22 protein-coding genes are annotated in these 25573 nt (G+C 72.6%); 10 read left to right on the top strand and 12 right to left on the bottom strand.

Annotated features, from left to right (window positions below):
* Window positions 1–86 precede the first annotated feature (86 nt).
* Window positions 87–1751 carry a DUF885 domain-containing protein gene (locus tag IC607_RS12400; protein ID WP_191787655.1) on the top strand — a complete coding sequence of 555 codons (1665 nt, stop codon included), beginning with the start codon at window positions 87–89 and terminating at the stop codon, window positions 1749–1751.
* A gap of 87 nt (window positions 1752–1838) precedes the next feature.
* Here the strand turns inward: IC607_RS12400 and IC607_RS12395 are convergent, their stop codons facing one another.
* The gene (locus IC607_RS12395) at window positions 1839–2534 is read right to left on the bottom strand and encodes a vitamin K epoxide reductase family protein (protein ID WP_370526183.1); all 696 of its coding nucleotides are present in this window, start codon (window positions 2532–2534) and stop codon (window positions 1839–1841) included.
* Between the two features lie 84 nt (window positions 2535–2618).
* A complete protein-coding gene (locus tag IC607_RS12390; protein WP_191787654.1) occupies window positions 2619–3500 on the bottom strand; it encodes a DNA-3-methyladenine glycosylase in 882 nt (293 codons plus the stop codon).
* Between the two features lie 53 nt (window positions 3501–3553).
* Here IC607_RS12390 and IC607_RS12385 point away from each other — a divergent pair, with 53 nt between their 5' ends.
* From IC607_RS12385 to IC607_RS17900, 7 genes are all read left to right on the top strand, one after another.
* Complete coding sequence (locus tag IC607_RS12385) at window positions 3554–4231, top strand: Maf-like protein (RefSeq protein ID WP_191787653.1); 678 nt, start codon at window positions 3554–3556, stop codon at window positions 4229–4231.
* A 191-nt stretch (window positions 4232–4422) separates the two neighbouring features.
* Window positions 4423–6204, top strand: a complete 1782-nt coding sequence (locus IC607_RS12380; RefSeq protein ID WP_191787652.1) for a biotin carboxylase N-terminal domain-containing protein — start codon at window positions 4423–4425, stop codon at window positions 6202–6204.
* 8 nt (window positions 6205–6212) lie between these two features.
* A complete protein-coding gene (locus IC607_RS12375; RefSeq protein WP_370526182.1) occupies window positions 6213–6716 on the top strand; it encodes an NUDIX domain-containing protein in 504 nt (167 codons plus the stop codon).
* A gap of 211 nt (window positions 6717–6927) precedes the next feature.
* Window positions 6928–7776 carry an iron uptake transporter permease EfeU gene (gene efeU, locus IC607_RS12370; protein ID WP_191787651.1) on the top strand — a complete coding sequence of 283 codons (849 nt, stop codon included), beginning with the start codon at window positions 6928–6930 and terminating at the stop codon, window positions 7774–7776.
* A gap of 11 nt (window positions 7777–7787) precedes the next feature.
* Window positions 7788–8990 carry an iron uptake system protein EfeO gene (gene efeO, locus IC607_RS12365; protein ID WP_191787650.1) on the top strand — a complete coding sequence of 401 codons (1203 nt, stop codon included), beginning with the start codon at window positions 7788–7790 and terminating at the stop codon, window positions 8988–8990.
* A gap of 7 nt (window positions 8991–8997) precedes the next feature.
* Window positions 8998–10413: an iron uptake transporter deferrochelatase/peroxidase subunit gene (gene efeB, locus IC607_RS12360; RefSeq protein ID WP_370526181.1), complete on the top strand. Its 1416-nt coding sequence runs from the start codon at window positions 8998–9000 to the stop codon at window positions 10411–10413.
* A gap of 100 nt (window positions 10414–10513) precedes the next feature.
* Window positions 10514–12508 (top strand): endonuclease/exonuclease/phosphatase family protein, encoded by a 1995-nt coding sequence (locus tag IC607_RS17900; RefSeq protein ID WP_191787649.1) that lies wholly within the window; start codon window positions 10514–10516, stop codon window positions 12506–12508.
* A gap of 272 nt (window positions 12509–12780) precedes the next feature.
* On the opposite strand, the gene IC607_RS12350 is transcribed toward IC607_RS17900, so the two are convergent.
* Window positions 12781–14220, bottom strand: a complete 1440-nt coding sequence (locus IC607_RS12350; protein ID WP_370526180.1) for an NAD(P)H-quinone dehydrogenase — start codon at window positions 14218–14220, stop codon at window positions 12781–12783.
* 53 nt (window positions 14221–14273) lie between these two features.
* Here IC607_RS12350 and IC607_RS12345 point away from each other — a divergent pair, with 53 nt between their 5' ends.
* Window positions 14274–15104, top strand: a complete 831-nt coding sequence (locus tag IC607_RS12345) for a purine-nucleoside phosphorylase (RefSeq protein WP_191787647.1) — start codon at window positions 14274–14276, stop codon at window positions 15102–15104.
* Between the two features lie 36 nt (window positions 15105–15140).
* Window positions 15141–17009: a phospho-sugar mutase gene (locus IC607_RS12340; protein WP_191787646.1), complete on the top strand. Its 1869-nt coding sequence runs from the start codon at window positions 15141–15143 to the stop codon at window positions 17007–17009.
* Between the two features lie 7 nt (window positions 17010–17016).
* Here IC607_RS12340 and deoC read toward each other — a convergent pair whose 3' ends face one another.
* The 9 genes from deoC to IC607_RS12295 all read right to left on the bottom strand — a co-directional run bounded on the left by deoC (window position 17017) and on the right by IC607_RS12295 (window position 25542).
* Window positions 17017–17682 (bottom strand): deoxyribose-phosphate aldolase, encoded by a 666-nt coding sequence (gene deoC / locus IC607_RS12335; protein WP_191787645.1) that lies wholly within the window; start codon window positions 17680–17682, stop codon window positions 17017–17019.
* Entirely contained in the window at window positions 17679–18746 is a 1068-nt protein-coding gene (locus IC607_RS12330; protein ID WP_191787644.1) for an adenosine deaminase, read from the bottom strand. Before IC607_RS12330 ends, deoC begins: the two co-directional genes overlap by 4 nt.
* Window positions 18743–18964 carry a hypothetical protein gene (locus tag IC607_RS12325; RefSeq protein WP_191787643.1) on the bottom strand — a complete coding sequence of 74 codons (222 nt, stop codon included), beginning with the start codon at window positions 18962–18964 and terminating at the stop codon, window positions 18743–18745. Before IC607_RS12325 ends, IC607_RS12330 begins: the two co-directional genes overlap by 4 nt.
* Before the next feature lie 70 nt (window positions 18965–19034).
* Window positions 19035–20333 (bottom strand): thymidine phosphorylase, encoded by a 1299-nt coding sequence (locus tag IC607_RS12320; protein WP_370526178.1) that lies wholly within the window; start codon window positions 20331–20333, stop codon window positions 19035–19037.
* 58 nt (window positions 20334–20391) lie between these two features.
* Window positions 20392–20928, bottom strand: a complete 537-nt coding sequence (locus IC607_RS12315; protein WP_191787642.1) for a hypothetical protein — start codon at window positions 20926–20928, stop codon at window positions 20392–20394.
* A gap of 88 nt (window positions 20929–21016) precedes the next feature.
* A complete protein-coding gene (locus IC607_RS12310) occupies window positions 21017–21406 on the bottom strand; it encodes a cytidine deaminase (protein WP_191787641.1) in 390 nt (129 codons plus the stop codon).
* Between the two features lies 1 nt (window position 21407).
* Window positions 21408–22703 (bottom strand): ABC transporter permease, encoded by a 1296-nt coding sequence (locus IC607_RS12305; protein ID WP_191787640.1) that lies wholly within the window; start codon window positions 22701–22703, stop codon window positions 21408–21410.
* Window positions 22700–23983 carry an ABC transporter permease gene (locus IC607_RS12300; protein WP_191787794.1) on the bottom strand — a complete coding sequence of 428 codons (1284 nt, stop codon included), beginning with the start codon at window positions 23981–23983 and terminating at the stop codon, window positions 22700–22702. The genes IC607_RS12305 and IC607_RS12300 overlap by 4 nt, the downstream gene beginning before the upstream one ends.
* 38 nt (window positions 23984–24021) lie before the next feature.
* Window positions 24022–25542, bottom strand: coding sequence for an ABC transporter ATP-binding protein (locus IC607_RS12295; RefSeq protein WP_191787639.1), 1521 nt, complete (start codon window positions 25540–25542; stop codon window positions 24022–24024).
* Window positions 25543–25573 lie beyond the last annotated feature (31 nt).

The following is a 25573-nucleotide window of genomic DNA, read 5'->3' as shown; positions in this document are numbered from 1 at the left end:
GCTGCGATGACTGTGACAGGTGCGGAGACGATCGGCGCGACGAAATGGTGGAAGCGGTGTCGGCGCCCGCGCGTACTGTCGGCAGGATGACGACCTCACGAGAACCGTCCGCGATCGACCAGGTCGCCGAGGACTACACCGCCACCTGTGCCGACCTCGACCCGATCGAGGCGACGTTCATGGGGCTGGCGGGGCACGACCACGAGATGACGGACCTGTCACCCGCAGGCATCGAGGCGCGCACGGACGCCGCCCGTGCCGCACTGTCCCGGCTCGACGACCTGGAGCCCGGCGACCAGGTGGACCACGTGACGCTGGCGGCGATGCGCGAGCGGCTGGGCCTGATCGTCGAGCTCGACGAGGCCGGCGAGCCGTTGAGGGAGCTCAACAATCTGGCCTCGCCCGTGCAGCTGCTACGTGATGTCTTCGACGTGATGCCCACCGCGACGCCGCAGGATTGGGAGAACGTCGCGGCGCGACTGAACGCGCTGCCCGACGCGCTGGCCGGCTACGCCGAGTCGCTGCGGCTCGGGGCGTCGCGTGGACTGACTCCGGCCGTGCGGCAGGTGGAGATCGGCATCGCGGACGCCAATGACCTGGCCGGTGCCGAGTCGTTCTTCACGTCGTTCGTCGCCGGGGCGCAGCTCGACGACTCGTCGTCGTGCTCGCTGGTGCGGGCCGAGCTGGAGCGCGGGGCGACGGCCGCGCGCGCCGCGTACGGGGAGCTCGCCGCTTTCCTGCGCGAGCTCGCCCCGCACGCTCCGACCGCCGACGCCGCCGGGCGCGAGCGTTACGGGCTGCTGTCGCGCACATTCCTGGGCGCGACCGTCGACCTCGACGAGACGTACCAGTGGGGTCTGGAGGAGCTCGCGCGCGTGGTCGCCGAGCAGGAGGCCGTCGCGGCGCAGATCGCCGGGCCCGGCGCGTCGGTCGCCGACGCTGTTGCTCTCCTGGACGCCGACCCCGCCACCACGCTGCACGGCACCGACGAGCTGCGCGCCTGGATGCAGGAGACGTCCGACGCCGCCATCGAGGCGCTCGACGGCACGCACTTCGACATCCCGCTGCCGGTGCACACCCTCGAGTGCCGCATCGCCCCCACCCAGAGCGGCGGCATCTACTACACCGGCCCGTCGGACGACTTCAGCCGGCCCGGCCGCATGTGGTGGTCCGTGCCGCCGTCGGTGACCACCTTCAACACCTGGCGCGAGAAGACGACCGTCTATCACGAGGGCGTCCCCGGCCATCACCTGCAGATCGGGCAGGCCGTCTACCAGCGCGCGACGCTCAACACGTGGCGGCGGCTCGCCTGCTGGACGTCCGGCTACGGCGAGGGCTGGGCGCTGTACGCCGAGCGGCTCATGGCCGACCTCGGCTACCTCAGCACGCCCGCGGACCGGCTCGGCATGCTCGACGGGCAGCGCATGCGCGCCGCGCGTGTCGTCTTCGACATCGGTGTCCACCTGGGGCTCCGCGCGCCCGACGAGTGGGGCGGCGGCACCTGGGACGCCGACAAGGGGTGGGAGTTCCTGTTCGCGAACGTGAACATGCCCGAGGCGTTCATCCGGTTCGAGTGGAACCGCTACCTGGGCTGGCCGGGGCAGGCGCCGTCGTACAAGATCGGCCAGCGCCTGTGGGAGCAGACCCGCGACCGCGCCCTGGGATCCGGCTCGACGCTGCGCGAGTTCCACGACCGCGCCCTGTCGATGGGCTCGCTCCCCCTGGACGTCCTGACCAGGTTCGCGGCCTGAACGCGAACGAACCCGCGACCCTGGCCACCGATTCGGCGTTCGGCGGTCGGGATCGCGGGTCCGTCGGGCGTGCGAGCCAGACGGGGATCAGGAGAACAGCGAGCCGCCGTAGTTGATGAGCAGGATCAGCACGAGGACGAAGATCAGGCCGATCGTGATGAACCAGTCGTACCCGGAGGCGACGAACCGCCGGGCCCACGGTCCGGCGGCGCCCGGCAGCACGATGTGGCCTTCGCGGATGTTGAGGCGCGTCAGTCCGGCCCAGACCAACGTCGTCGTCGCCGTGATCAGCAGGCACCAGGGGCACACGGCGTGGATCTTGGTGATGGACTCGTAGAACAGCCAGTACGCAAAGAGGAAGCCGACGGTGTAGACGGCCTGCGCGGCGAGCATGTACCACCGCGGGAACAGCACGCCGCCGATGATCGCGACGGCGACGGTGATCACGACGGCCTCCGCGGCGATCCCGAAGAACGCGTTCGGGATGTCACCGATGACGGTCGCCTGCCACTGCTTCGCGACCGTCGCGCAGTTGATCGTCGCGTTGATGCTGCACGACAGGTTCGCCTTGGGGTTGGCCGCGAGCTTGAGCGCGTCGTGCGAGAGCACGAATGACGCGATCAGGCCGATGAAGCCCGAGATCACCATCTCGATGCCAGTGCGGCGGCGCCAGGCCTGCGTCGGCGGCGCCTGCAGGGCCGCCTCGGCGGCGAGGATCTCGTCGACGGCGGCGTCGTCCAGCTCGTCGAGGTCGTCGTTCTCGCGCGATCTCACGTCACTCACGGTCTCTCCTGACGGGTGCGGGACCACGCCGGCCCCGCGGACATTGTGCCCTGCCCCGCTGTGGTTGCGGGCACCCCGAAGGTCCTAGCGTCGGCCCCGACCGGGGGCATCGGCGGCGGTCGCTCGGATCGCGACCGACACCCACGTCCGCCAGGGCGTCCACGCCGCGGCGAGATCGCGGTACTCGGCGGGGTCCAGCGGCTCGTCGCGCCCCACCAGCCGGGCCGCCGCGGCCAGGAGCCGAGGCTCGTCGGCCGGCACGGCGTCGGTGCTCCCCAGGGCACGGACCGTCGTGAGCATCGCGTAGAAGGGACCGATCCCTTCGAGCTGCTGCAGCTCGGCGGAGACCTCCTGCTCGTCGCGCACCCGCAGGGCGGGGGTGTCCAGCCGCCCGTCGAGCGCCGCCTGTGCGACGCCGTGCATGCGCCGCACCTTGACGTCGGGCAGCCCGTCGATCTGGTCGAGCTCCAGGATCCGCTCGGGCAGCGGAACCGCGGCGAGCTGGTCGCCTGCCACGTCGAAGACCGCACCGTCCCTCCGCGCGAGGGCGTCGCGGACGCGCGCCATCTGCCGCTCCGGTCGTCGGGCGGACAGCACCGCCCACAGCAGCGCCTCGTACGCGGAGTAGAAGAGCACCGGCCGCAGACCGGGTGCGGCCGCCTGCACGCGGCCGACGAGCTCGTCGCGGGTGCCGAGCTCGTCGTACCCGCGACCGTCGACGTCGACCGAGAGGACGCGCGCCGCGTGGGCCGCGACCGCGTCGGGATCGTCGCCCGCCACGACGTCGCAGAGCAGGACGTCGGCCGCCGGCTGCGTGACCGCCGCTGCGGCGTGCTGACGGTAGCCGTCGAGGCAGAATGCCAGTCGCATGACGTCGCCCGAGCCCGCGTCGCGCTGCCCGAACCCGAAGCCGATCGCCCGCCGCAGGTCGAACGAGCCCTGCACAGGGATCTCCACCGTCGTCATCCCGCCACCGTACGGACGGCCACCCACACCGGCGCGCCGTAGGCTCGGGCGACGTGACCCGACTGCTGCTCGCCTCCGCCTCCCCCGCCCGCCGCGCCACGCTGATCGCCGCCGGCATCGATCCCGTCGTCGCGGTGTCGTCGGTCGACGAGGAGGCGACGCTCGCCGCCGCCCGCGAGCGCTTCGGCACGCTCGAGCCCGCGGACGCCGTGCTGGTGCTCGCGCAGGCCAAGGCGCAGGACGTCGCGGAGAACATGCCGGACGAGCTGGCCGCCGCCGACGACCTCGTGGTGGTCGGCTGCGACTCGATGCTCGAGATCGACGGGCAGATCCTGGGCAAGCCGCGCGACGCCGACGACGCGGTGGCCCGCTGGCAGGCGATGCGCGGCAACACCGGCGTCCTGCACACCGGCCACTGGCTGATGGACGAGCGCACGACCGCCGGCGAGCCGACGCCCGGCCGCCTGGGCGCGGGCAACGGAGCCGTCCTGGGCGCGACCTCGTCCACCACCGTCCACTTCGCCGACCTGTCCGACGCGGAGATCGCCGCGTACGTCGCGACGCGCGAGCCGCTGGCCGTCGCGGGGGCGTTCACGATCGACGGGCTCGGCGGTCCGTTCGTCGAGCGGATCGAGGGCGACCACCACGGCGTGGTCGGCATCAGCCTGCCGCTGCTGCGCTCGCTGCTGGCAGAGATCGACGTGACGATCCCGGATCTCTGGCGCGCCTGACCGGACCACGGTTGATTGCTGCGGCGGTTGTCGCGATTCGACACCGGGACGGGTCGCTGGGACCGGATCGGCCGGATGTCGTCGTCGGAAACCTACAAAAGCGGTTCCGACGCGCTTGGCCGGTTCCCCAATCTTGCGCGGCGGTGCCTGCAGCGCACAGGTGAGCCGGGGTGATCGCGTTACGGTGAGCCGTGCCCGCCATCTCCAAGGTCCTCATCGCCAACCGTGGTGAGATCGCCGTCCGCATCGCCCGCGCCTGTCGAGACGCCCGGATCGGTTCCGTCGCCGTCTACGCCGACCAGGACCGCGAGGCCCTGCACGTCCGGCTCGCCGACGAGGCGTTCGCGCTCGACGGCGCCCGCGCGGCCGACACCTACCTGGACGTCGCCAAGCTGCTGGACGTCGCCAAGCGCGCGGGCGCCGACGCCGTCCACCCCGGCTACGGCTTCCTGTCGGAGAACGCCGGCTTCGCGCAGGCCGTCATCGACGCGGGGCTCACCTGGATCGGTCCGCCCCCCGCCGCGATCGACGCGCTCGGCGACAAGGTCAGCGCGCGACACATCGCCCAGCGCGCCGGAGCGCCCCTGGTCGCGGGCACGCCCGACCCGGTCGCCGGGGTCGAGGAGATCCACGCGTTCGTCGCCGAGCACGGCCTGCCCGTCGCGATCAAGGCGGCGTTCGGCGGTGGCGGCCGCGGCCTGAAGGTGGTGCACGAGGCCGCCGACATCGACGAGGCGTACGCGTCGGCGGTCCGCGAGGCCGTCGGCGCCTTCGGGCGCGGCGAGTGCTTCGTGGAGCGGTACATCGAGCGCCCGCGCCACGTGGAGACGCAGTGCCTCGCCGACGAGCACGGCACGGTCGTCGTCGTGAGCACGCGCGACTGCTCGCTGCAGCGCCGTCACCAGAAGCTCGTCGAGGAGGCACCCGCGCCGTTCCTGACCGACGCGCAGCGCGAGCAGCTGGTCAGCTCCAGCATCGCGATCCTGCACGAGGCGAAGTACGTCGGCGCCGGGACGTGCGAGTTCCTGGTGGGCAAGGACGGCACCATCTCGTTCCTCGAGGTGAACACCCGCCTCCAGGTCGAGCACCCCGTCACCGAGGAGATCAGCGGCATCGACCTGGTCCGCGAGCAGCTGCGCATCGCCGCCGGCGAGCCGCTCGGGTACGACCGCGTCGAGACGCGCGGCCACTCGTTCGAGTTCCGCCTCAACGGCGAGGACCCCGCGGCCAACTTCCTGCCCGCCCCGGGCCGCATCAGCACGCTGCGCTACCCGTCGGGCCCCGGCGTGCGCGTCGACTCGGGCGTCGTCGAGGGCGACAGCGTCTCGGGCGCGTTCGACTCGATGGTCGCCAAGCTCATCGTCACGGGCGCCACCCGCACGCAGGCCGCCGAGCGCGCCCGCCGCGCGCTCGCCGAGCTCGAGATCGTCGGCATCCCGACCGTGGTCCCGTTCCACCGCGCGGTCATGGACAGCGAGGCGTTCGTCCCGGCCGACGCCGAGCAGCCGTTCGCGGTGCACACCCGCTGGATCGAGACCGAGTTCACGGACACGCTCGCGACACTGGGCAAGGCACCGCAGGTGCCCGACGACGAGCAGGAGGCGCCCAGCCTCGAGCGCGTCGTCGTCGAGGTGGGCGGCAAGCGGCTCGAGGTCGTCCTGCCGGCGGCGCTGGCACTCTCGCGCGGCGTCGGCCGCTCTGCGCCCGCTCGTCGGCCCGCGGCCCGTCGCGCCGGCCCCGCCCGTGCGTCGGCCAACGGCACGACGCTCGCGTCCCCGATGCAGGGCACGATCGTGAAGGTGGCCGTCGCCGAGGGCGCCCAGGTGGCCGAGGGCGACCTGGTCGTGGTGCTCGAGGCGATGAAGATGGAGCAGCCGCTGGTCGCGCACCGAGCGGGCACGGTCACAGGCCTGTCCGCCGGCGTCGGAGCCAGCGTCAGCGCCGGGACCGCCATCTGCGACATCGTCGGCTGATCCCACCCGTGGGAGCCGAGCGCGTGCCGGACCACCCGCGCCAGCCCGGCGACGGGTGGGTCGACTGCGCGTGCGGGCACCGGCACTGGGGGCTGCACGGCGCCGCGGGCCTGCTTCTGGTCCGACGGTCCCCCGACGGCACACCGACGGACGTCGTCCTGCAGCACCGCGCCGCATGGAGCCACCACGGCGGGACCTGGGGCCTGCCGGGCGGTGCGCGGCAGCCCGACGAGAGCGCCGAGCAGGCCGCGCTGCGCGAGGCCCACGAGGAGGCGGGCATCGACGCCGCCGCCGTCGGCGTACGCGACTCGTGGGTCCTGCAGCACCCCGACTGGTCCTACACGACGGTCATCGCCGACGAGCTCGCGCCGATCGTCCCCGCCGTCACGGACGCCGAGTCCGACGAGGTCCGCTGGGTCCCGCTCGACGAGATCGACTCGCTCCCGCTCCTCCCCGCGTTCGCCGACTCCTGGCCGATTCTGCGCGCCCGACTGGCGCCCGCACCGGGCTAAGGCACGACCCGGGGCCGACGAACGCGTCGGCTCGGCCGCGCGCGCCGCACCGGGGGTGGCGCGCGTCACATGTCCGAGTTTCGGCCCGTGGTCGTCAGGGGAGCCTTACCCGGAGTAGTGTCCCCCGTCGGTGAGGCAAGCCTTTCCTCATCCGTCGCCCCACCGGGCGCCGCGACCCGTCCGCGGGTCGGCCCCGAACGTCGGAGAACCCATGGTCGCCAACTACCTCATCGGTCTGCGCGAAGGACTGGAAGCCGCGCTGGTCGTCAGCATCCTCGTGGCCTACCTGGTCAAGACCGGTCGCCGCGACCTGCTCCCCGCGCTGTGGGTGGGCGTGACCGTCGCCGCCGCCGCGTCGCTGGCGTTCGGCGCACTGCTGACGTTCGGCCCGAACGGGCTGTCGTTCGAGGCGCAGGAGGCCATCGGCGGGACGCTCTCGATCGTCGCCGTCGGGCTCATCACCTGGATGATCTTCTGGATGGCCAAGACGGCCCGCCATCTCAAGTCGGACCTGCAGCACAAGCTCGATGACGCGATCGCGGCGGGCCGCAAGGCGGTCGTCGTCATGGCCCTGCTGGCCGTGGGCCGCGAGGGCCTGGAGACCGCGCTGTTCCTGTGGGCCGGCGCCAAGGCTACGAGCTCGACGACGAAGCCGCTGCTCGGTGCCGCGCTCGGCATCGCCACCGCCGTCCTGCTGGCCTGGCTCATGTACCGGGGCGCGGTCAAGCTCAACCTGCGGGTGTTCTTCGCCTGGACGGGACTCTTCCTCGTCTTCGTCGCCGCCGGGGTCCTCTCCTACGGCGTCCACGACCTGCAGGAGGCCGGCATCCTGCCGGGCCTGAACAACCTGGCGTTCGACGTCTCGAGCACCGTCCCGCCCAGCAGCTGGTACGGCACGTTGCTCAAGGGCATCTTCAACTTCACGCCGGCCACCACCTGGCTGCAGCTGGTCGCGTACGTCGCGTACCTGGTGCCGGTCCTTGCCATCTTCGTCCGCACCACGTGGGGTCACCACACCCCCGCTCCCGCCGCGCCTGCCCAGGCACCGGCCACCGTCTGAGAAGGAGTCCGATGTCCCGCCCCACCGTCGGCGCGCTCGCGCTCGCCGCCCTCGTCCTGCCCCTGGCCGCCGGCTGCGTCTCCAACGACACCGCGTCCGCCGCGGGTGGCTCGACCCCACCCGGCACGCTGACCGTCAGCTCGACCGCGGACGCCTGCAAGGTCTCGTCGAGCGAGGCCCCCAGCGGCAACATCACGTTCAGCGTGAAGAACGACGGCTCCGACGTGACCGAGTTCTACCTGCTGGCCGAGGACGGCCTGCGCGTCATCTCCGAGGTGGAGAACGTCGGCCCCGGCATCAGCCGAGACCTCGTCGTGCAGGCCAAGCCCGGCACGTACTGGACGGCCTGCAAGCCGGGCATGGTGGGCGACGGCATCCGCGCCAAGTTCACGGTGACGGACTCGGGCACGGCGGTGGGCCCGACGGGCGACACGGCCGACCAGCTCAAGACGGCCGAGACGCAGTACGTGGCGTACGTGAAGGACCAGGTCGGTGCGCTCATCGCGGGCACCAAGGAGTTCGCGGCGGCCTACACGTCGGGCGACGACGAGAAGGCGAAGGCCCTCTACGCCCCGACGCGCGCCCACTGGGAGCGCATCGAGCCGGTCGCCGAGTCGTTCGGCGACCTGGACCCGCTGACGGACGCCCGCGAGGCCGACGTCGAGCAGGGCCAGACCTGGAGCGGCTGGCACCTCATCGAGAAGGACCTCTGGCAGCCGACCGCCGAGGCGAACGGCGGCAAGGAGTACACGCCGCTGACCGACGCGCAGCGGCAGGCGGCCGCCGACGACCTGGTCAAGCACGTCCAGCAGCTCGTCGACGAGGTCAACAAGCCCGACTTCACGTTCCAGGCCTTCCAGATCGCCAACGGCGCCAAGGGGCTGCTCGACGAGGTCGCCAGCAGCAAGGTCACGGGCGAGGAGGAGATCTGGTCGCACACGGACCTCTACGACTTCCAGGCCAACGTCGACGGCGCGCGCGTCGGCTACGAGGGCCTGGCCGACGTGGTCAAGGAGAAGAACCCCGACCTGGCCGCGCAGCTCGACCAGCGGTTCGCCGAGGTCGACGCGCTGCTGGCGCAGCAGGGCTCGATCGAGAAGGGCTTCACGTCCTACGACAAGCTGACCCAGGACCAGGTCAAGGCCCTGGCATCGGCCGTGGACGCCCTGTCCGAGCCGCTGTCCCAGCTGACCACCACCGTCACCGGTTCCTGAGTCGTCCGTGTCCTCCCCCCAGGACCACCGCGACGACCAGCCGCTCGACCCGTCCGACGCCTCGCCCGCGTCGGACGGGGCGGGCGAGCAGGCCCCCGTCACGCTGACCCGTCGCGCCGTGCTCGGCCTCGGCGGCGGCCTCGCCGTCGCCGGCTTCGCGGGCGGCTACGTCGCCGGTCGCCACACGCAGCCGACGACCTCCGCCGCCACCGGCACCGCGGCGACCTACGCCTTCACCGGCGAGCACCAAGCCGGCATCGACACGCCCGCGCAGGACCGCCTGTACCTCGCGGCGTTCGACGTCTCGCCGAGCACCACGCGCGACGACCTCGTCGCGCTGCTGCGGCGGTGGACGACGATGGCCGCACGCATGACCCAGGGCATGGGCGCGGGTCCGTACGGTCCGTCGTCGGGCCCCTACGACGCACCGCCCGACGACACGGGCGAGGCCGCCGACCTCCCGCCGGCCGGGCTGACCGTGACGTTCGGCTTCGGCCGGACGCTCTTCGTCGATGCGTCGGGCACGGACCGGTTCGCTCTGGCCGATCGGCTCCCCGACGCGCTCGTCGAGCTCCCGCACTTCGCGTCCGACGACCTGGACCCGGCTCGCACGGGCGGCGACCTGGTGGTGCAGGCGTGCGCCGACGACCCGCAGGTCGCGGTCCACGCCATCCGCAACCTGTCCCGCGCTGCGTTCGGTGCGGCGACGATCCGCTGGACCCAGCTCGGCTACGGCCGGACCGCGTCGACGTCGACCACCCAGAAGACGCCGCGCAACCTGTTCGGCTTCAAGGACGGCACCGCGAACGTCAAGGCCGAGGAGACCAACGCGCTCGACGAGCACGTGTGGGTGCCGTCGTCCGCCGCCGACGCGGACTCGCGCGACTCCGCGTGGATGACGGGCGGCTCCTACCTCGTCGCCCGGCGCATCAACATGCGCATCGAGCAGTGGGACCGCACGTCGCTGCGGGAGCAGGAAGGGCTCGTCGGGCGGACCAAGGGCGAGGGTGCGCCCCTGTCGGGCGGGACCGAGTTCACCGAGCCGGACTTCGACGAGCAGGGCGGCGACGGCAAGCCGCTCATCGCCACCGACGCGCACGTGCGGCTCGCCCACCCGGACTTCAACGACGGCGTCCGTCTGCTGCGCCGCGGGTACAACTTCACCGACGGCAACGACTCGCTGGGCCGGCTGGACGCGGGGCTGTTCTTCCTTGCGTTCGTCACCGACCCGCGCACGCACTTCATCCCGATGCAGTCACAGCTCTCGCGGAACGACGGCCTCATGGAGTACCTGGTGCACACGGGTTCAGGCCTCTTCGCCGTCCCGCCCGGCGTCCCCGACGGGTCGCTGGTGATGGGCGCCGACGGCACGCCGCTGACCACCGCGCAGTCGCCGTTCGTGGGCGAGGCCCTCTTCACCTGACCCGTCACCACCCCAGCGTCCGAGCAAGTGGTCGCCATAGCGACCACTTGCTCGGACGTCGGGCGTGGAGCGCGTCGGAGGGAGCGGTAGCCTCGCAGGAGTGAGCCAGCAGCCCGCCGACGAACGTCCCGCGGCCACGCCGCCCGACGCCGGGATCCCGACGCGCGTGTGGTTGGTGGCGACGCTGACGGTCGCGGGCCTCGAGATGATCCGGGCCAGCGGCCCCCTGCTGGACCGGGCGTTCGCGACGAGCGCGCTCGCAGCCGGCAGCACCGCCATCGGTACGTACGCGGCGGCAGGCCTGGTCGCGGCGGCCGCCTTGCTGGCCTCCCGACGAGAGACCGGCGTACCCTCGCCGCGCACGGTGTTGCTCGCCGCCGTCGCGCTCGCCGTGGGTCGCCTCGCGGCGCAGGCCGCCGCGGGCGACGCGCTGTTCTGGATCGGGCTGGTCACGGTGGCCCTGGCGATCGGGACGCTCACGCTGGCGGTCGCGTTCGTCGCCGGACGACCGGGCGGGGGGCGGCAGGCCGCGATCGGTCTGCTGCTCGGGAGCGGCCTGTCCGTGGGGCTGCAGATGGTCCTCGGCACGTGGGACGCGGTGTGGCGTCCGGGATGGTCGGGGTGGGTCGTGGCCGTCGTGATCGCCGTGGCTCCCCTGCTCACCGCCCGCTCCCTGTCAGGCACGCGCGCCGCCGCGGCCTCCGCGACGGGCCGGCCGCGTCGCCTCTGGACGCTCGGCCCGTTCCTGGCCCTGACCGCGATGATCCTGGCCAACCCCGCGTTCGTCGCGTCGCAGACGGGCATCTCGCTGGGTATCGCGGGACTGCTGCTGGTGGTGGCGGGGTCCGTCGCCATCTGGCTGCTGCTGCGGCCCGAGGCGTGGCCGGGCGCGGTCCGGCCGGCGGCCGTCGCGCTCGTCGTCCTCGGGACCGCGGGCACCATGTGGTGGACCGGCGCACTGTCGCTCGTCGCGATCGTGGTGCTGCAGCTCGCCGTCGGCATCGTCGCGACCGTCGCGCTCACGCAGCACAAGGTGACACCCCGCGGCGTCTGGCGTACCGCGGGAGTGGTCGCGCTGACGGGCGTCGGCGCCGTGGTGCCCCTCGTGCTGTACATGCTCGACTACGACGTCCCGCTGCCGGTCGACAACGCCTGGGTCGTCGTCGCCGCGGCAGCGGTCCTGGCGGGCACCGGCCTGCGGCGACGGATCCCCGACGGCCGCGGCGTCGCTGACGCCGCGGCGGCCGACGGGCGCGCCACCGAACGCGTCCCGCCCCGCATCAACGCCATGCGCTGGCTCATGGCGCCCGCGCTCGTGCTCGCGCTCGCCGCGCTCGTCCCCGTCGGCGTCAGCACCACCGGACCCGACGTCCCCGCCCGCGCGCCGTCGGACACCCCGACGATCCTCACGTGGAACCTGCACTACGGCGTCAGCCCGGGCACGGCCGTCGACCTCGAGGGCATCGCCCGCACCATCGCCGCCCAGCACCCCGACGTCGTGACGCTCCAGGAGGTGGAGCGCGGCTGGATCTTCGGCGGGGGCACCGACATGGCGACGTGGCTGGCCAACCGGCTGGGCATGACGATGCGCTTCGCGCCCGCCGCCGACCGGCAGTTCGGCAACGTGATCCTGTCCCGCTCGGCGCTCGCGCACGTCGTCGTCCACCCGCTGCCGTACGGCGCCGGGCCGCAGAACAGATCCGCGCTGTCCGCGACGATGGTCACGCGCGACGGCAGCGCGCTGCGCGTGACGTCGGTCCACCTGCAGCACCGCCAGGAGAACACCCCCACGCGGCTGGACCAGCTGGACACGCTCCTCGCCGACGAGCCGGTCGACGGACCGTCCCTGGTGGCCGGCGACCTCAACGCCGAGCCCGGCTGGCCCGAGATCGACCTGCTCGAGGGCGCCGGCTGGGTCAGCGCCGTCGACTCGGCCGGCGATCCTGACGCGCTGACCTCCCCCAGCGACGACCCGAACGCCCGCATCGACTGGATCTTCGGCCAGCAGGTCACCTTCGACCAGATGGAGGTGCTGACGACCCCGCGCCAGTCCGACCACCTCCCGGTCGTCGCCCGCGCGACCCCGGCGGGCTGACCCGGCCGATCGCCTCGACTCGCGGGTTCCTCGTCGACTCGCGGGTTGCAACGCGCGCGTCGACACGAATTCCGCGAGTCGAGAGGTCAGGTCGCTTCTGAGCCTGCGCTGTGAGTCAGTCCCTGTGCTTGACCCTCCGCTCCGCGATCGGCGGGTGCTTCGCACTAGCCGGGTGCTGCGGCTTGCGCGTCAGTCCCTGTGCTTGTGGTCGGACTGACCCTCCGCTCCGCGATCGGCGGGTGCTTCGCCCCCACCGATCGCTGCGCTCCGGGTCAGTCCTCCACCTTGTGGTGGAGCATGCGGGCCACCTCCGCGATCGTCCCGCTCATCGACGGGTAGACCGTGATGGCCTCGGCGACCTGGTCCGTCGTCATGCGGTGCGTGACCGCCAGGGTGAGGGGGAAGACGGACTCGCTGGCGCGCGGGCCGACGAGGACCGCCCCCAGGACCGTCCCGGACGCGGGGTGGGCGAAGATCTTGATGAAGCCCTCGCGCACGCCCAGCATCTTGGCGCGCGGGTTGCGTGCGATCGGCAGCATGCTGACCGTGTAAGGCATGTCCATCGCCTGCATCCGCGACTCCGACAGGCCGACCGTCGCGATCTCGGGCGCCGTGAAGATGTTGGCGGACACACCGCGCAGCGACAGCGGCTTCACGGCGTCGCCGAGCGCGTGCGACATGGCGATGCGTCCCTGCGTCGCGGCCACCGACGCGAGCGGCAGGACGCCCGTGACGTCACCGGCCGCGTAGATGCCGCGTGCCGACGTGCGCGACACCTTGTCCACCTGGATGTGGCCCGACGGCGACAGGCGCACGCCCGCCTCCTCCAGCCCGATCCCGGCCGTCGTCGGGATGGAACCCACGGCGAACAGCACGTGCGAACCCTCCACCTCCCGACCGTCCGCCAGGGTCACGACGACGCCGTCGGCGGTCCGCCGCGCACCCTCGGCCCGCGACTTCGACAGCACGGTCATGCCGCGCCCCTTGAACACGCCCTCCAGCAGCTCGGCGGCGTCGGCGTCCTCACCGGGCAGCACGCGGTTGCGCGACGAGACGAGCGTGACGTCGGCACCGAGCGAGGTGTACGCCCCGGCGAACTCGGCGCCCGTGACACCCGAGCCGACGACGATGAGCTTCTCCGGCAGGCTGGTCAGGTCGTAGAGCTGCGTCCAGGTGAGGATGCGCTCGCCGTCCGGTCGGGCCGTGGGGAGCTCGCGGGGGGTCGCGCCGGTCGCGACGAGCACGACGTCGGCCTCGAGGACCTCGTCGGGCACGCCCTCCTGCGTGCTGACGAGCACGCGCGTGGGGCCGTCGAGCCGGCCCGTGCCGAGCAGGATGCGGACGCCCTCGCGCTCGAGCCGCCCGCGGATGTCGGCGCTCTGCGCCGCCGCGAGCGCCTTGACGCGGGTGTTCACCGCGGCCAGGTCGATGTGGTGCCGCGCAACCGCACCCGACGCGGCCATCCCGTCCGTGCGGATGCCCAGCTCAGGGGCACGGTCCGCGATGGTCAGCCACTCCGCGGTCGCGATGAGCGTCTTGGACGGCATGACGTCCGTCAGCACGGCCGCGCCACCCAGCCCGGCACGCTCGACGACGGTCACGTCCGCACCCAGGCGGCGGGCGACGAGCGCCGCCTCGTACCCGCCCGGACCACCTCCGACGACGACGACACGGCTGGCGGGGGTCACGGGCGCATCCGCGGGTGTGCTCACAGGGAACATTGTGCCGTCACCCAGGTGCTCCGGCAGGGGTTTAGCCTCGTGCCATGAGCGACGTCACAGACCTGGACGACCCCACCACCGACCCGTTCGACGCCGCCCGCGAGGCGGCCGCCTACCTGGCTCGGGCCACCGGCGTGGAGCGGCACGACGTCGCCCTCGTGCTCGGTTCCGGGTGGGGCGGTGCGGCGGACCTGCTGGGCGAGACGGTGGCCGAGATCCCGAGCACCGACGTGCCCGGTTTCTCCGCCGCGGCCGTCGTCGGGCACACCGGCGTCATCCGGTCGGTGCGCATCGAGGCGACGGGCAAGCACGCGCTCGTGCTGGGCTCGCGCACGCACCTGTACGAGGGCCGCGGCGTGCGGCGCGTCGTGCACGGTGTGCGCACGGCTGCGGCCGCCGGCGCGACGACGGTCGTGCTCACCAACGGGTGCGGCGGGCTCAACCTCGAGTGGACCCCCGGCACGCCCGTCCTGATCCGCGACCACATCAACCTGACCGCGACCTCGCCGCTGGAGGGCGCGACCTTCGTCGACCTCACCGACCTGTACTCGCAGCGCCTGCGGGACCTGGCGCACGAGGTCGACGCGAGCCTGGGCGAGGGCGTGTACGTGCAGTTCCCCGGGCCCCACTACGAGACGCCGGCCGAGGTGCGGATGGCCGGGGTCCTGGGCGGGGACCTGGTCGGCATGTCGACGACGCTCGAGGCGATCGCCGCGCGCCACGCCGGCCTGGAGGTGCTGGGCGTCTCGCTGGTGACCAACTTCGGTGCCGGCATCAGCCCCACGCCGCTCGCCCACGCCGAGGTGCTGGAGGCAGGCGCCGCCGCCGGGCCGCGGATCAGCGCGCTGCTGGCGGAGGTCATCAAGCGCCTCTGACGCGCTCGGACCGTCGGCCGCTACTACGGTGGCTCCATGGACGGCAACGGCGCGACGCCAGAGCAGGACTGGGCTGACCTGGAGCAGCAGGTCAGGGCATGGATCGACGACGACCCGGACCGTGACACGGCCGACGAGCTGCGGGCCCTGCTCGAGCTCGCCGACCGCGATCCGCAAGGCCTGACCGACGACGCTGACCCGACCCCGCAGCAGCAGCTCACGCTCCAGACGCGGCGGGCGGCGCGCGACGAGCTCGCCGACCGGTTCAGCGGTCTGCTGCAGTTCGGCACCGCGGGCCTGCGCGGGCGGCTGGGCGGCGGCCCGCACCGGATGAACCGCGCCGTCGTCATCCGCGCCGCGTCCGGGATCGCCGACTACCTGCTCGGCGAGCTCGACGGCGTGAGCCCCGCCCCGGTCGTCGTCGTCGGCTACGACGCCCGCCACAAGTCGCACGACTTCGCGCTCGACACCGCCGCGGTCCTGACCGCCGTGGGCATCGATGTCCGGCTGATGCCGGGACCGCTGCCCACGCCCGTGCTCGCGTTCGCGGTCCGGCACCTCGACGCCGACGCCGGGATCATGGTCACGGCGTCGCACAACCCGCCGCAGGACAACGGCTACAAGGTGTACCTGGGCGGCCGGGTGGTCACCGATGCCGGGCAGGGCGCGCAGATCGTGGCGCCCGTCGACGAGGCCATCGCGCACGAGATCGCGCGCGTGCCGTCGGTCGCCTCCGTGCCGCGCGCGGCGAACGGCTGGACGGTGCTGGACCAGGGCATCGTCGACGCGTACGTCCGGGCGGTCGTCGCGCTCGCCGACCCGGCCGATCGGGCCGCGGCCGCCGGCCTGCGCATCGTCCTGACCCCGCTGCACGGCGTGGGTGGCGCGGTCGCCGCGCGGGTGCTCGCCGAGGCGGGGTTCACCGACGTCCTCGTCGTGCCCGAGCAGGCCGAGCCCGACGGCGACTTCCCGAGCGTCGCGTTCCCCAACCCCGAGGAGCCGGGGGCGATCGACCTGGCCCTGGGGCTCGCGTCCGACGAGCGGGCCGACCTGGTGCTCGCGCTCGACCCCGACGCGGACCGCTGCGCCGCCGCCGTGCAGGACCTGCGCGCCCGCTTCCACCGCGGCCCCGACACGGCCGCCGCGGAGGGTTGGCGCATGCTGCACGGCGACGAGACGGGCGCCCTGCTGGGCTCGGAGGTCGCCGACCGGCTCGCGGCGTCCGAGGGGCCGCTCGACCCGGGCGCGCGGTTCGCGTCGTCCATCGTCTCCTCCCGCCTGCTGGCCCGCATCGCGGGCTCGGCCGGGATCGAGCACTCGCAGACGCTCACCGGCTTCAAGTGGATCTCCCGCGTCGACGGGCTCGTGTTCGGCTACGAGGAGGCGCTCGGGTACTGCGTCGACCCGGCGCACGTGCGCGACAAGGACGGGATCAGCGCGGCCCTGCTCGTCGCGGGAGCGGCGGCACGTCTCAAGGCCCAGGGCCACACCGTATTCTGGGTGCTCGACAACCTGGCCCGGACCCACGGCCTGCACCTGAGCGACCAGGTGTCCGCGCGCTTCGCCGACCTGGACCAGATCGGCGCGACCGTGGACCGCATCCGCTCCGGCCCGCCGGCGACGATCGGCGGGTCGCCCGTCACGGAGGTCGTCGACCTGGCGGCCGGCACGGACGACGACCGCGGTGGCCTGCCTGCGACCGACGGCCTGCGGCTGCTGACGCAGGACGGCACGCGCGTGGTGGTGCGGCCCAGCGGGACCGAGCCCAAGGTCAAGTGCTACCTCGAGGTGATCGAGCCCGTCGATCCCGATGCCGACCACGACGCCGTCACGCAGGCCCGGCGCAACGCCCGCCACCGCCTGGACGCGGTGGCGAGCGACATGCGCGCGGCGCTGGGGATCTGAGCCGAGGTCAGTAGCCCGCGTCGGCCTCGAGGCCCGCGAGCACGGCCGCGGTGCCGGACAGGCCCAGGCGGGTCGCACCGGCGTCGACCATCGCCAGCGCCGCCTCCGCGGTCCGGATCCCGCCGGACGCCTTGACGCCCAGGGCGTCACCGACGGTCTCGCGCATCAGCCGCACGGCGTGCACGGTCGCGCCCCCGGCCGGGTGGAAGCCCGTGGACGTCTTCACGAAGTCCGCGCCCGCGGCCTGCGCGGCGCGGCAGACGGCGACGATGGCGTCGTCGGACAGTGCGGCGGACTCGATGATGACCTTGAGCACGACCCCCTCGGTGGCGGCCCGGACGGCGGCGATGTCCGCCTGCACGTCGTCGTACCGCCCCTCGATCGCGGCACCGACGTCGATGACCATGTCGACCTCGTCGGCCCCGTCCGCCACCGACTGCGCGGCCTCCGCCGCCTTCACCGGCGTGCGGTGCTTGCCCGACGGGAAGCCGCAGACCGTGGCCACCTTGAGGCCGCCCGCGTCGACGGGAAGGAACGACGGGGAGATGCAGACGGAGTACACCCCCAGGCGTACGCCCTCGGCGATCAGGCCGGCGACGTCGTCGCGCGTCGCCTCGGGCTTGAGCAGCGTGTGGTCGACGAGCTGGGCCAGCGTGGCGGGATCGGTGCTCATGCGCGGTGCCTTCCTCCCCGGGCCGCGGCGTACGCGGGCCGGATCACGGTCTCGACGAGTGCGACGCGCTCGTCGTGGTGGGCGAAGGACGCCATCGCGGCGGTGACCGCGACGTCCTCCAGGTCGGCCAGCGTCCAGCCCGCCTCCTGCACCAGGAGCGTGAGCTCGCGGGACAGCGACGTGCCGGACTGCAGGCGGTTGTCGGTGTTGACGGTCACGGCGAACCCGAGCGCACGCAGGCGCGTGACAGGGTGCGCGGCGACGGTGACCGCGCCGCCGGTCTGGAGGTTCGACGACGGGCACAGCTCGAGCGCGACACGGCGGTCACGCACCCAGTGGGCCAGCGTCCCGAGCTCGTCGCCCACGTCCTCGACGAGCGCGACGCCGTGCCCGATCCGGACCGCACCCGCGGCCCGGATCGCGTCGCCGATCGAGTCGGCCCCCGCCGCCTCGCCCGCGTGCACGGTGGCGGGCAGGAGCGCGTCACGGACGACGTCGAACGCGGAGGACAGGCGCGACGCCGGGAAGCCCGCTTCCGGGCCGGCGATGTCGAAGCCCACGACGCCTCGGCCGCGGTTCGCGACCGCGAGCGCCGCGATCTCGTCGGCCCTGTCCAGGTGCCGCATGGCGGACAGGATGGTCCCGACGCGGATGCCCGTCACCTCGGCACCCTCGTCGAACCCGGCCTGCACCGCGTCGACGACCTCCTGCAGCGACAGCCCACGCCGCAGATGCTGCTCGGGCGCGTAGCGGATCTCCGCCAGCACCACGCCGTCCGCGGCCAGGTCCAGGACCGCCTCGCGCGCCACCCGCCGCAGGTGCTCGGGGGTCTGCATGACGGCGATCGTGTGCTCGAACGTCTCCAGGTACCGCTCGAGCGTGCCCGCGCTCGCCGCGTCGACGAACCAACGGGCCAGCTCGTCGGGGTCGTCCGAGGGCAGCTCGTGGCCGATCTGCGCAGCCAGCTCGACGATGGTCGCCGGGCGCAGGCCGCCGTCCAGGTGGTCGTGCAGCAGCACCTTGGGCAGGGACGGGACCAGGTCTGCGAGATCCTCTGCCGTCACGCGAGCCCGTTGTCGTCGTCGAGCGCCACCTCGGTGTCCTGGTCGACGACGTCGGCCTCGTCGGCCGCGCCCTCCAGGTCGGGGCGCGCGAACGCGGGTTCGTACTCGTCGGGGTCCTCGGGCGGGTCCAGGTCGTCGACGAGCCGCACGGGCTCGTCGGACGCGCTCGGCTCCAGGCCCGCGTCGCGCCAGGCGTCGGATCCGGGAACGGTGCTCATGGTTCCTCCTTCGGTCGGGAGACCTCCATCGTGCTCCGCCGCGCCCGTGGGCGCACCGGGACAGGCGAAGTCAGGCACCGATGCGGTCGATCACCAGCGGGCGGTCGGTCACGTCGGCCGCGGTCCCGACGACGACGCCGCCGGCCAGCGCCTGGCGGGCACGCTCGAACCGCTCGGGGGTGTCGGTGTGCAGGGTGAGCAGCGGCTGGCCCTTGCGGACCGCGTCACCCGGCCGCGCGTGGATCTCCACGCCGGCGCCCGCCTGCACGGGGTCCTCCTTGCGTGCTCGACCGGCACCCAGGCGCCAGGCCGCCACGCCCACGGCGTACGCGTCGAGCGTGGTCAGCACGCCGTCCGCCTCCGCCAGCACCTGCTCGGTCTCACGGGCGACGGGAAGGTCCGCGTCCGCGTCGCCGCCCTGCGCCTCGATCATGGCGCGCCACCTGTCCATCGCGCGACCGTCCGCGAGCGCCGCGGCCGGGTCGGCGTCCGGGCGTCCGGCGGCGTCGAGCATCTCGCGCGCCAACGCGATCGTCAGCTCGACGACGTCCGCGGGGCCACCGCCGGCCAGCACCTCGACCGACTCCCGCACCTCGAGCGCGTTGCCAGCCGTCAGGCCCAGCGGCACCTCCATGTCCGTCAGCAGCGCGACGGTGTGCACGCCCGCGTCGGTGCCCAGCTCGACCATGGTCCGGGCGAGCTCCGTGGCCCGGTCGATGTCCTTCATGAAGGCGCCCGAGCCGACCTTGACGTCGAGCACCAGCGAGCCCGTGCCCTCGGCGATCTTCTTGCTCATGATCGAGCTCGCGATCAGGGGGATCGCCTCGACCGTGCCGGTGACGTCGCGCAGCGCGTACAGCTTGCGGTCGGCGGGCGCGAGCCCGGACCCGGCCTGGCAGATCACCGCGCCGACGTCCTCGAGCTGGCGCATCATCTCGTCGTTGCTCAGCGCCGCACGCCAGCCCGGGATGGACTCGAGCTTGTCCAGCGTGCCGCCGGTGTGGCCAAGCCCGCGGCCCGACAGCTGCGGGACGGCCACGTCGAACACCGCCACCAGCGGGGCCAGCGGCAGCGTGATCTTGTCGCCCACGCCGCCGGTCGAGTGCTTGTCCGACGTGGGCCGGCTCAGGTGCGAGAACGACATCCGCTCCCCCGACGCGATCATCGCCGCGGTCCAGCGCGCGATCTCCGCCCGGTCCATGCCGTTGAGCAGGATCGCCATGGTCAGGGCGGACATCTGCTCCTCGGCCACCGCACCGCGCGTGTACGCGTCGATGACCCAGTCGATCTGCTCGTCGCTCAGCCGGTGCCCGTCGCGCTTGGCGACGATCACCTCCACGGCGTCGAAGTCGTTTCTGCTCGAGTTCACACCCCCATCGTCGCATCCGCGGCGACCGACACGGGCCGCCACGGATGCGACGTCGAGCTCAGTCGTCGAACTCGGCCCCGAGGCGGGAGGGCACGGTCACGGAGTAGGTCTGCGACGAATGCTTCGACCCGTTCCACGTCGACCGCGTGACCTTGGCACTGACCCACTGGTACGTCCGGTAGCAGACGACGCGCTCACCCGGGTTCAGGTCGAACTCGCCAGCGACGTCCGAGCTGCGCGACCCTGACTGCTTCAGCGACGCGTGGACCTCGATCGTCGTCGACGCGTCCACGCTCGCGATCGCAAGGTCCTTGGAGAACCCCGCGCTCACAGAGACCGAACCGCCGACCTCGAACTCGCGTGTGATCGTGGTCGAGAACCCGCAGCTGGCGTGGATCTTCTTCTTCTTGGTGTTGTTCTTGACAACCACCGCTTCGACCTTCTTGGTGTGCTTCACCACCGAGCTCGTCGCGTAGCAGACCCCGGCGTACGTCGACCCCTTGCACGTCGTCGCCGCCTGAGCCGGCACAGCGACCGCGCCGAGGCTCCCGGCCGTCAGCGCAACCACGGCCGCCCCCCACATCACCTTGCGCACGATGAATCCCCTGTCCTGGTATCTACCGTTCGTCACTCTTGTGACGAACGGGCAGAACCTACCAGGCAGGACGACGTGCCCTTGACGGTCATCTGTCCAGGTCAGCCGGCCCGAACGCGTCGGGCAGCACCTCGGTCATGGGGCGGACGCCGCTGACGGTCTCGACCTGCAGCCGTGCGCCGCCGTGCTCCCACAGGAGCTGACGGCAGCGACCGCACGGCATCAGCACGTTGCCGTGCCCGTCGACGCACGTGAAGGCGACGAGCCGGCCACCGCCTCCCACCACCAGCGCGGAGACCAAGGAGCACTCCGCGCACAGCGTCACGCCGTAGCTCGCGTTCTCCACGTTGCAGCCGACGACGACCCGGCCGTCGTCGACCAGCGCCGCCGCCCCCACCGGGAAGTGCGAGTAGGGCACGTAGGCCTTGCCCATCACGTCCGTCGCGGCCGCGCGCAGCGCGTCCCAGTCGATCTCCACGTCAGCCCTTCACGTACGGCTCGCCGGAGGCAGCCGGCGGACGCGACCGCCCGACGAGGCCCGCGACGGCAAGGATCGTCACGACGTAGGGCAGCATCAGCATGAACTGGCTGGGGACCGGCGCGCCCACGATGCTCAGCGTCCCCTCCAGGTTGGAGGCGAACCCGAACAGCAGGGCCGCCAGCGCGGCACGCACGGGGTCCCACTTGCCGAAGATGACGGCGGCGAGCGCGATGAACCCGGCGCCCGCGGTCATCTCCTTGCCGAAGCTCGACACCGAGACGACGGTGTAGAACCCGCCGCCGATGCCGGTGATCGCACCGGCGACGACCAGCGCCCGGTACCGCGTCCGCTCCACCTTGATGCCGACGGTGTCGGCCGCGGTCGGGTGCTCGCCGACCGCACGGACGCGCAGGCCCCAGCGTGTGCGCATGAGCGCGAACCAGACGGCGGGGACCGCCACGTACATCATGTAGACGACGACGGGCTGGTTGAACAGGGCCTGGCCGAGGATGGGGATCTTCGAGAGCAGCGGGATCGCCAGCGAACCGAAGCGCTCGGTCTGGTTGAAGGTCTCCGCGTCCGGGACCATCACCGTCGAGTACAGGAAGCTCGTCAGCCCGATGACGAGCACGTTGAGCACCACGCCGACGATGACCTGGTTGACCCGGTACTTGATGGCGAAGACGCCGAGCACGAGGGCGACGAGGACGCCGGACAGCACGGCCGCGATCAGGCCCGCCCACGGGCTGCCCGTCAGCGTGCCGACGAAGGCCGCGGTGAAGGCGCCCGCCAGGAGCTGGCCCTCGATCGCGATGTTGACGACACCGGCGCGCTCCCCGATGACCCCGCCGAGCGCCCCGAAGACGATCGGCACCGACAGCAGGACCGACCCGGCGATCAAGCGCGAGACCGGGATGTCGCTGTCGCTGCCCGCGCCCGCCCAGGACAGGAACGCGACGAGGAAGGCGAACGCGAACAGGATGGGGACCCACAGCCCCGTCCGGCGGTTGGTCCACGTCCGGACCGCGGCGTAGACGGTCAGCACGGCCATCACAGCGACGCAGACCCATGCCGTGGCCATGCCCGGCACCTTCAGGTCACCGATCTCGACCGCGTCCGTCCCCGTGGCGAGCCGGAAGCTCGTGTCCCCCTCGCGCGGCGCGAGCAGGTAGAGCAGGGCCGAGAGGGCGGTGACGACGCCGAGCGTGATCGCGAGCTTGCGGCTGACGGTCACGACGTGACGGTGCACCCCCGGCTCGGGCGTGACCGGGACGGTCGGGGCGAGCGCGGTCATGCGTCCGCTCCCTTCTTCTCGGACGGCGCGGGCTTGCTGTCCTTCGCGGACTTCGCGGCCTTCGTCGGGCGCGTACCGGGCTGCGGGAGCCGGAAGATGGCCCGCACCAGCGGCGGAGCGGCGATGAACAGCACGATGAGCGACTGGACGACGAGCACGATCTCGATGGGGATGCCCTGCGACGCCTGCATCGTCGACCCGCCGGCCTTGAAGCCTCCGAACAGGATGCCCGCACCGAGCACGCCGACGGGCTGGGACCCACCCAGCAGCGCGACCGTGATGGCGTCGAACCCGATGCCGGCGTCGATGTCGGAGCCGAAGCCGGTGGTGATCAGACCCAGCACCTGCGTGCCGCCGGCCAGGCCGATGAGCGCACCCGAGGCCAGCATCGCCTCGACCGTCTTGCGCCGGACGTCGACCCCCGCGACGCGCGCCGCGTACGGGTTCTCGCCGACCATCCGGAACGTGAAGCCCATCCGCGAGCGGGACAGCAACCACCAGATGACGACGACCGCACCGAGCGCGACGAGGAACCCGGCGTGCAGCGCGTACTTGTCGCCGAACAGCTTGGGGTAGAGCGCCGTGTCCTTCATGGGCGGCGTCTTCGGGTTCGCCGATCCCGGTGCCTGGAGCAGGCCGGGCGTCGCCAGCAGGTACGAGAGCAGGTAGAAGGCGACGTAGTTGAGCATGATCGTGACGATCACCTCGTGCGCGCCCGTGTAGGCCTTGAGGGCACCGGCGATGCCGGCCCACAGCGCACCGGCCACCGCGCCCGCCACGACCGCCACCAGCAGGTGGATGCCGGCCGGCAGGTCGAAGGCGAACCCGACCCATCCCGCCGCCGCGGCCGATGCCAGCATCTGGCCCTGACCACCGATGTTGAACAGGCCGGCGCGGAAGCCGAGCGCGACACCGAGGCCCGCAAGGATCAGCGGCGTGGCGTACGTCAGCGACTGCATGAACGGTCGGATGCCCGTCGCGAAGTCGTCGGCCCGGTAGTCGTAGACCGCACCACGGAACAGGGCGGCGTACGCACCGCCGACGGCCTGCCCGATCGCCGAGATCATGTCGCTGGGGCGGGAGAAGAAGTAGCCGGCGGCCTTCTGGACCTCGGGATCCGTCACCGCGATCATGACCGAGCCCGCGAGCACCGCGAGGATCACGGCACCGATGGACACGGCCCAGCTGCTGGACGTGGCGCGGCGGAAGGCGTCGCGCCAGCGCGCCTCGTCGTCGGACGGCGCCGCCGTGCCCTGCTCCTCCGGGGGGACCGGGACCAGCGCGGTGGCGGGGACGACGGAGTGCTCGTCAGCCGTGCTCACGCCGCATCACCTGCCTCCTGCGGCGGGACGCCGGCCATCATGAGGCCGATGACGTCGCGGGGCGTGTCGGACGGGACGATCCCGACGACCCGACCCCGGTACATGACGATGATCCGGTCGCCGAGCGCCGCGGCCTCGTCGAGCTCGGTGGACAGCACGACGACGGGCACGCCCGCGTCGCGCGTCTCGACCACCCGCTTGTGGATGAACTCGATGGAGCCGACGTCGACGCCCCGGGTCGGCTGAGCCGCGACGAGCAGGCGCAGCTCGCGGGACAGCTCCCGCGCCAGGACGACCTTCTGCTGGTTGCCGCCGGACAGGCGCCCGGCCGGCGAGTCGATGCTCTGCGTGCGGATGTCGAACTCCTCGACCTTCTCGCGGGCGAACTCGTCGCGGTAGCCGAGGCGCAGCGCGCCGCGCGAGACGAACGGCGGCCCCTCGATCCGGTTGAGCATGAGGTTCTCGGCGACGCTGAAGGTCCCGACGAGACCGTCGACCCCACGGTCCTCGGGGACGAAGCCGACCCCGGCGTCGATGACGTCGCGCACCGAGCGGCCGACGAGCTCCTTGCCGTCGAGCCGGATGCTGCCGCGGACGTCGGGCTGCAGGCCGGCGAGCGCCTCGGCGAGCTCGGTCTGCCCGTTGCCCTGCACGCCCGCGATGACGACGACCTCGCCGCCCTGGACCGTGAAGCTCACGTCGTCCACGAGCACGGTGCCGTTCGCGTCCGCGACCATGAGGTTCTCCACCTCGAGGGCGTTGTCCGTGAGCTGCGGCGCGTCCTTGCGGACCGTCAGCTCGACGGCGCGACCGACCATGAGCGCGGCCAGCTCGGAGTCGCTGGCGCCGGGGTCGGCCTCGCCGACGATCGCCCCACGGCGCACGACGGTGATGCGGTCCGCCACCTCGCGGACCTCGCGCAGCTTGTGGGTGATGAAGATGATGGCGGTTCCCGACTCCTTGAGCTGGCGCATGATCGCCATCAGCTCGTCGGTCTCCTGCGGCGTGAGCACGGCCGTCGGCTCGTCGAAGACCAGGACCTTGGCCTCCCGGGAGAGGGCCTTGATGATCTCGACCCGCTGCTGCACGCCGACGGGCAGCTCCTCGACCAGGGCGTCCGGGTCGACGTGGAAGCCGAACCGCTCGGCGCTCTCGCGCACCTGGCGGCGGGCCGCCTCGAGGTCGAGCCTGCCGCCCGAGCGCGTCTGCTCGTGGCCGAGCATCACGTTCTCGGCGACCGTGAAGACGGGCACGAGCATGAAGTGCTGGTGGACCATGCCGATGCCGGCGGCCATGGCGTCGCCCGGGCCGGCGAAGTGCTGCACCTCGTCGTCGAGGAGGATCTCGCCCTCGTCGGCCGTGTAGAGGCCGTAGAGCACGTTCATCAGCGTCGACTTGCCGGCACCGTTCTCACCGAGCAGGCAGTGGATCTCGCCGGGCTCGACCGTGAGGTCGATGTGGTCGTTGGCGACCAGTGCGCCGAAGCGCTTGGTGATTCCTCGAAGCTCAAGCTTCATGTGGTCGATCCTCGAGATGTTCGGTCGATCG

The sequence above is a fragment of the Cellulomonas sp. JH27-2 genome, assembly GCF_014837175.1.
Classification (GTDB): domain Bacteria; phylum Actinomycetota; class Actinomycetes; order Actinomycetales; family Cellulomonadaceae; genus Cellulomonas.
Note: the sequence above shows the minus strand (reverse complement) of the source record. Positions and strands in the feature narration are given on the sequence as shown.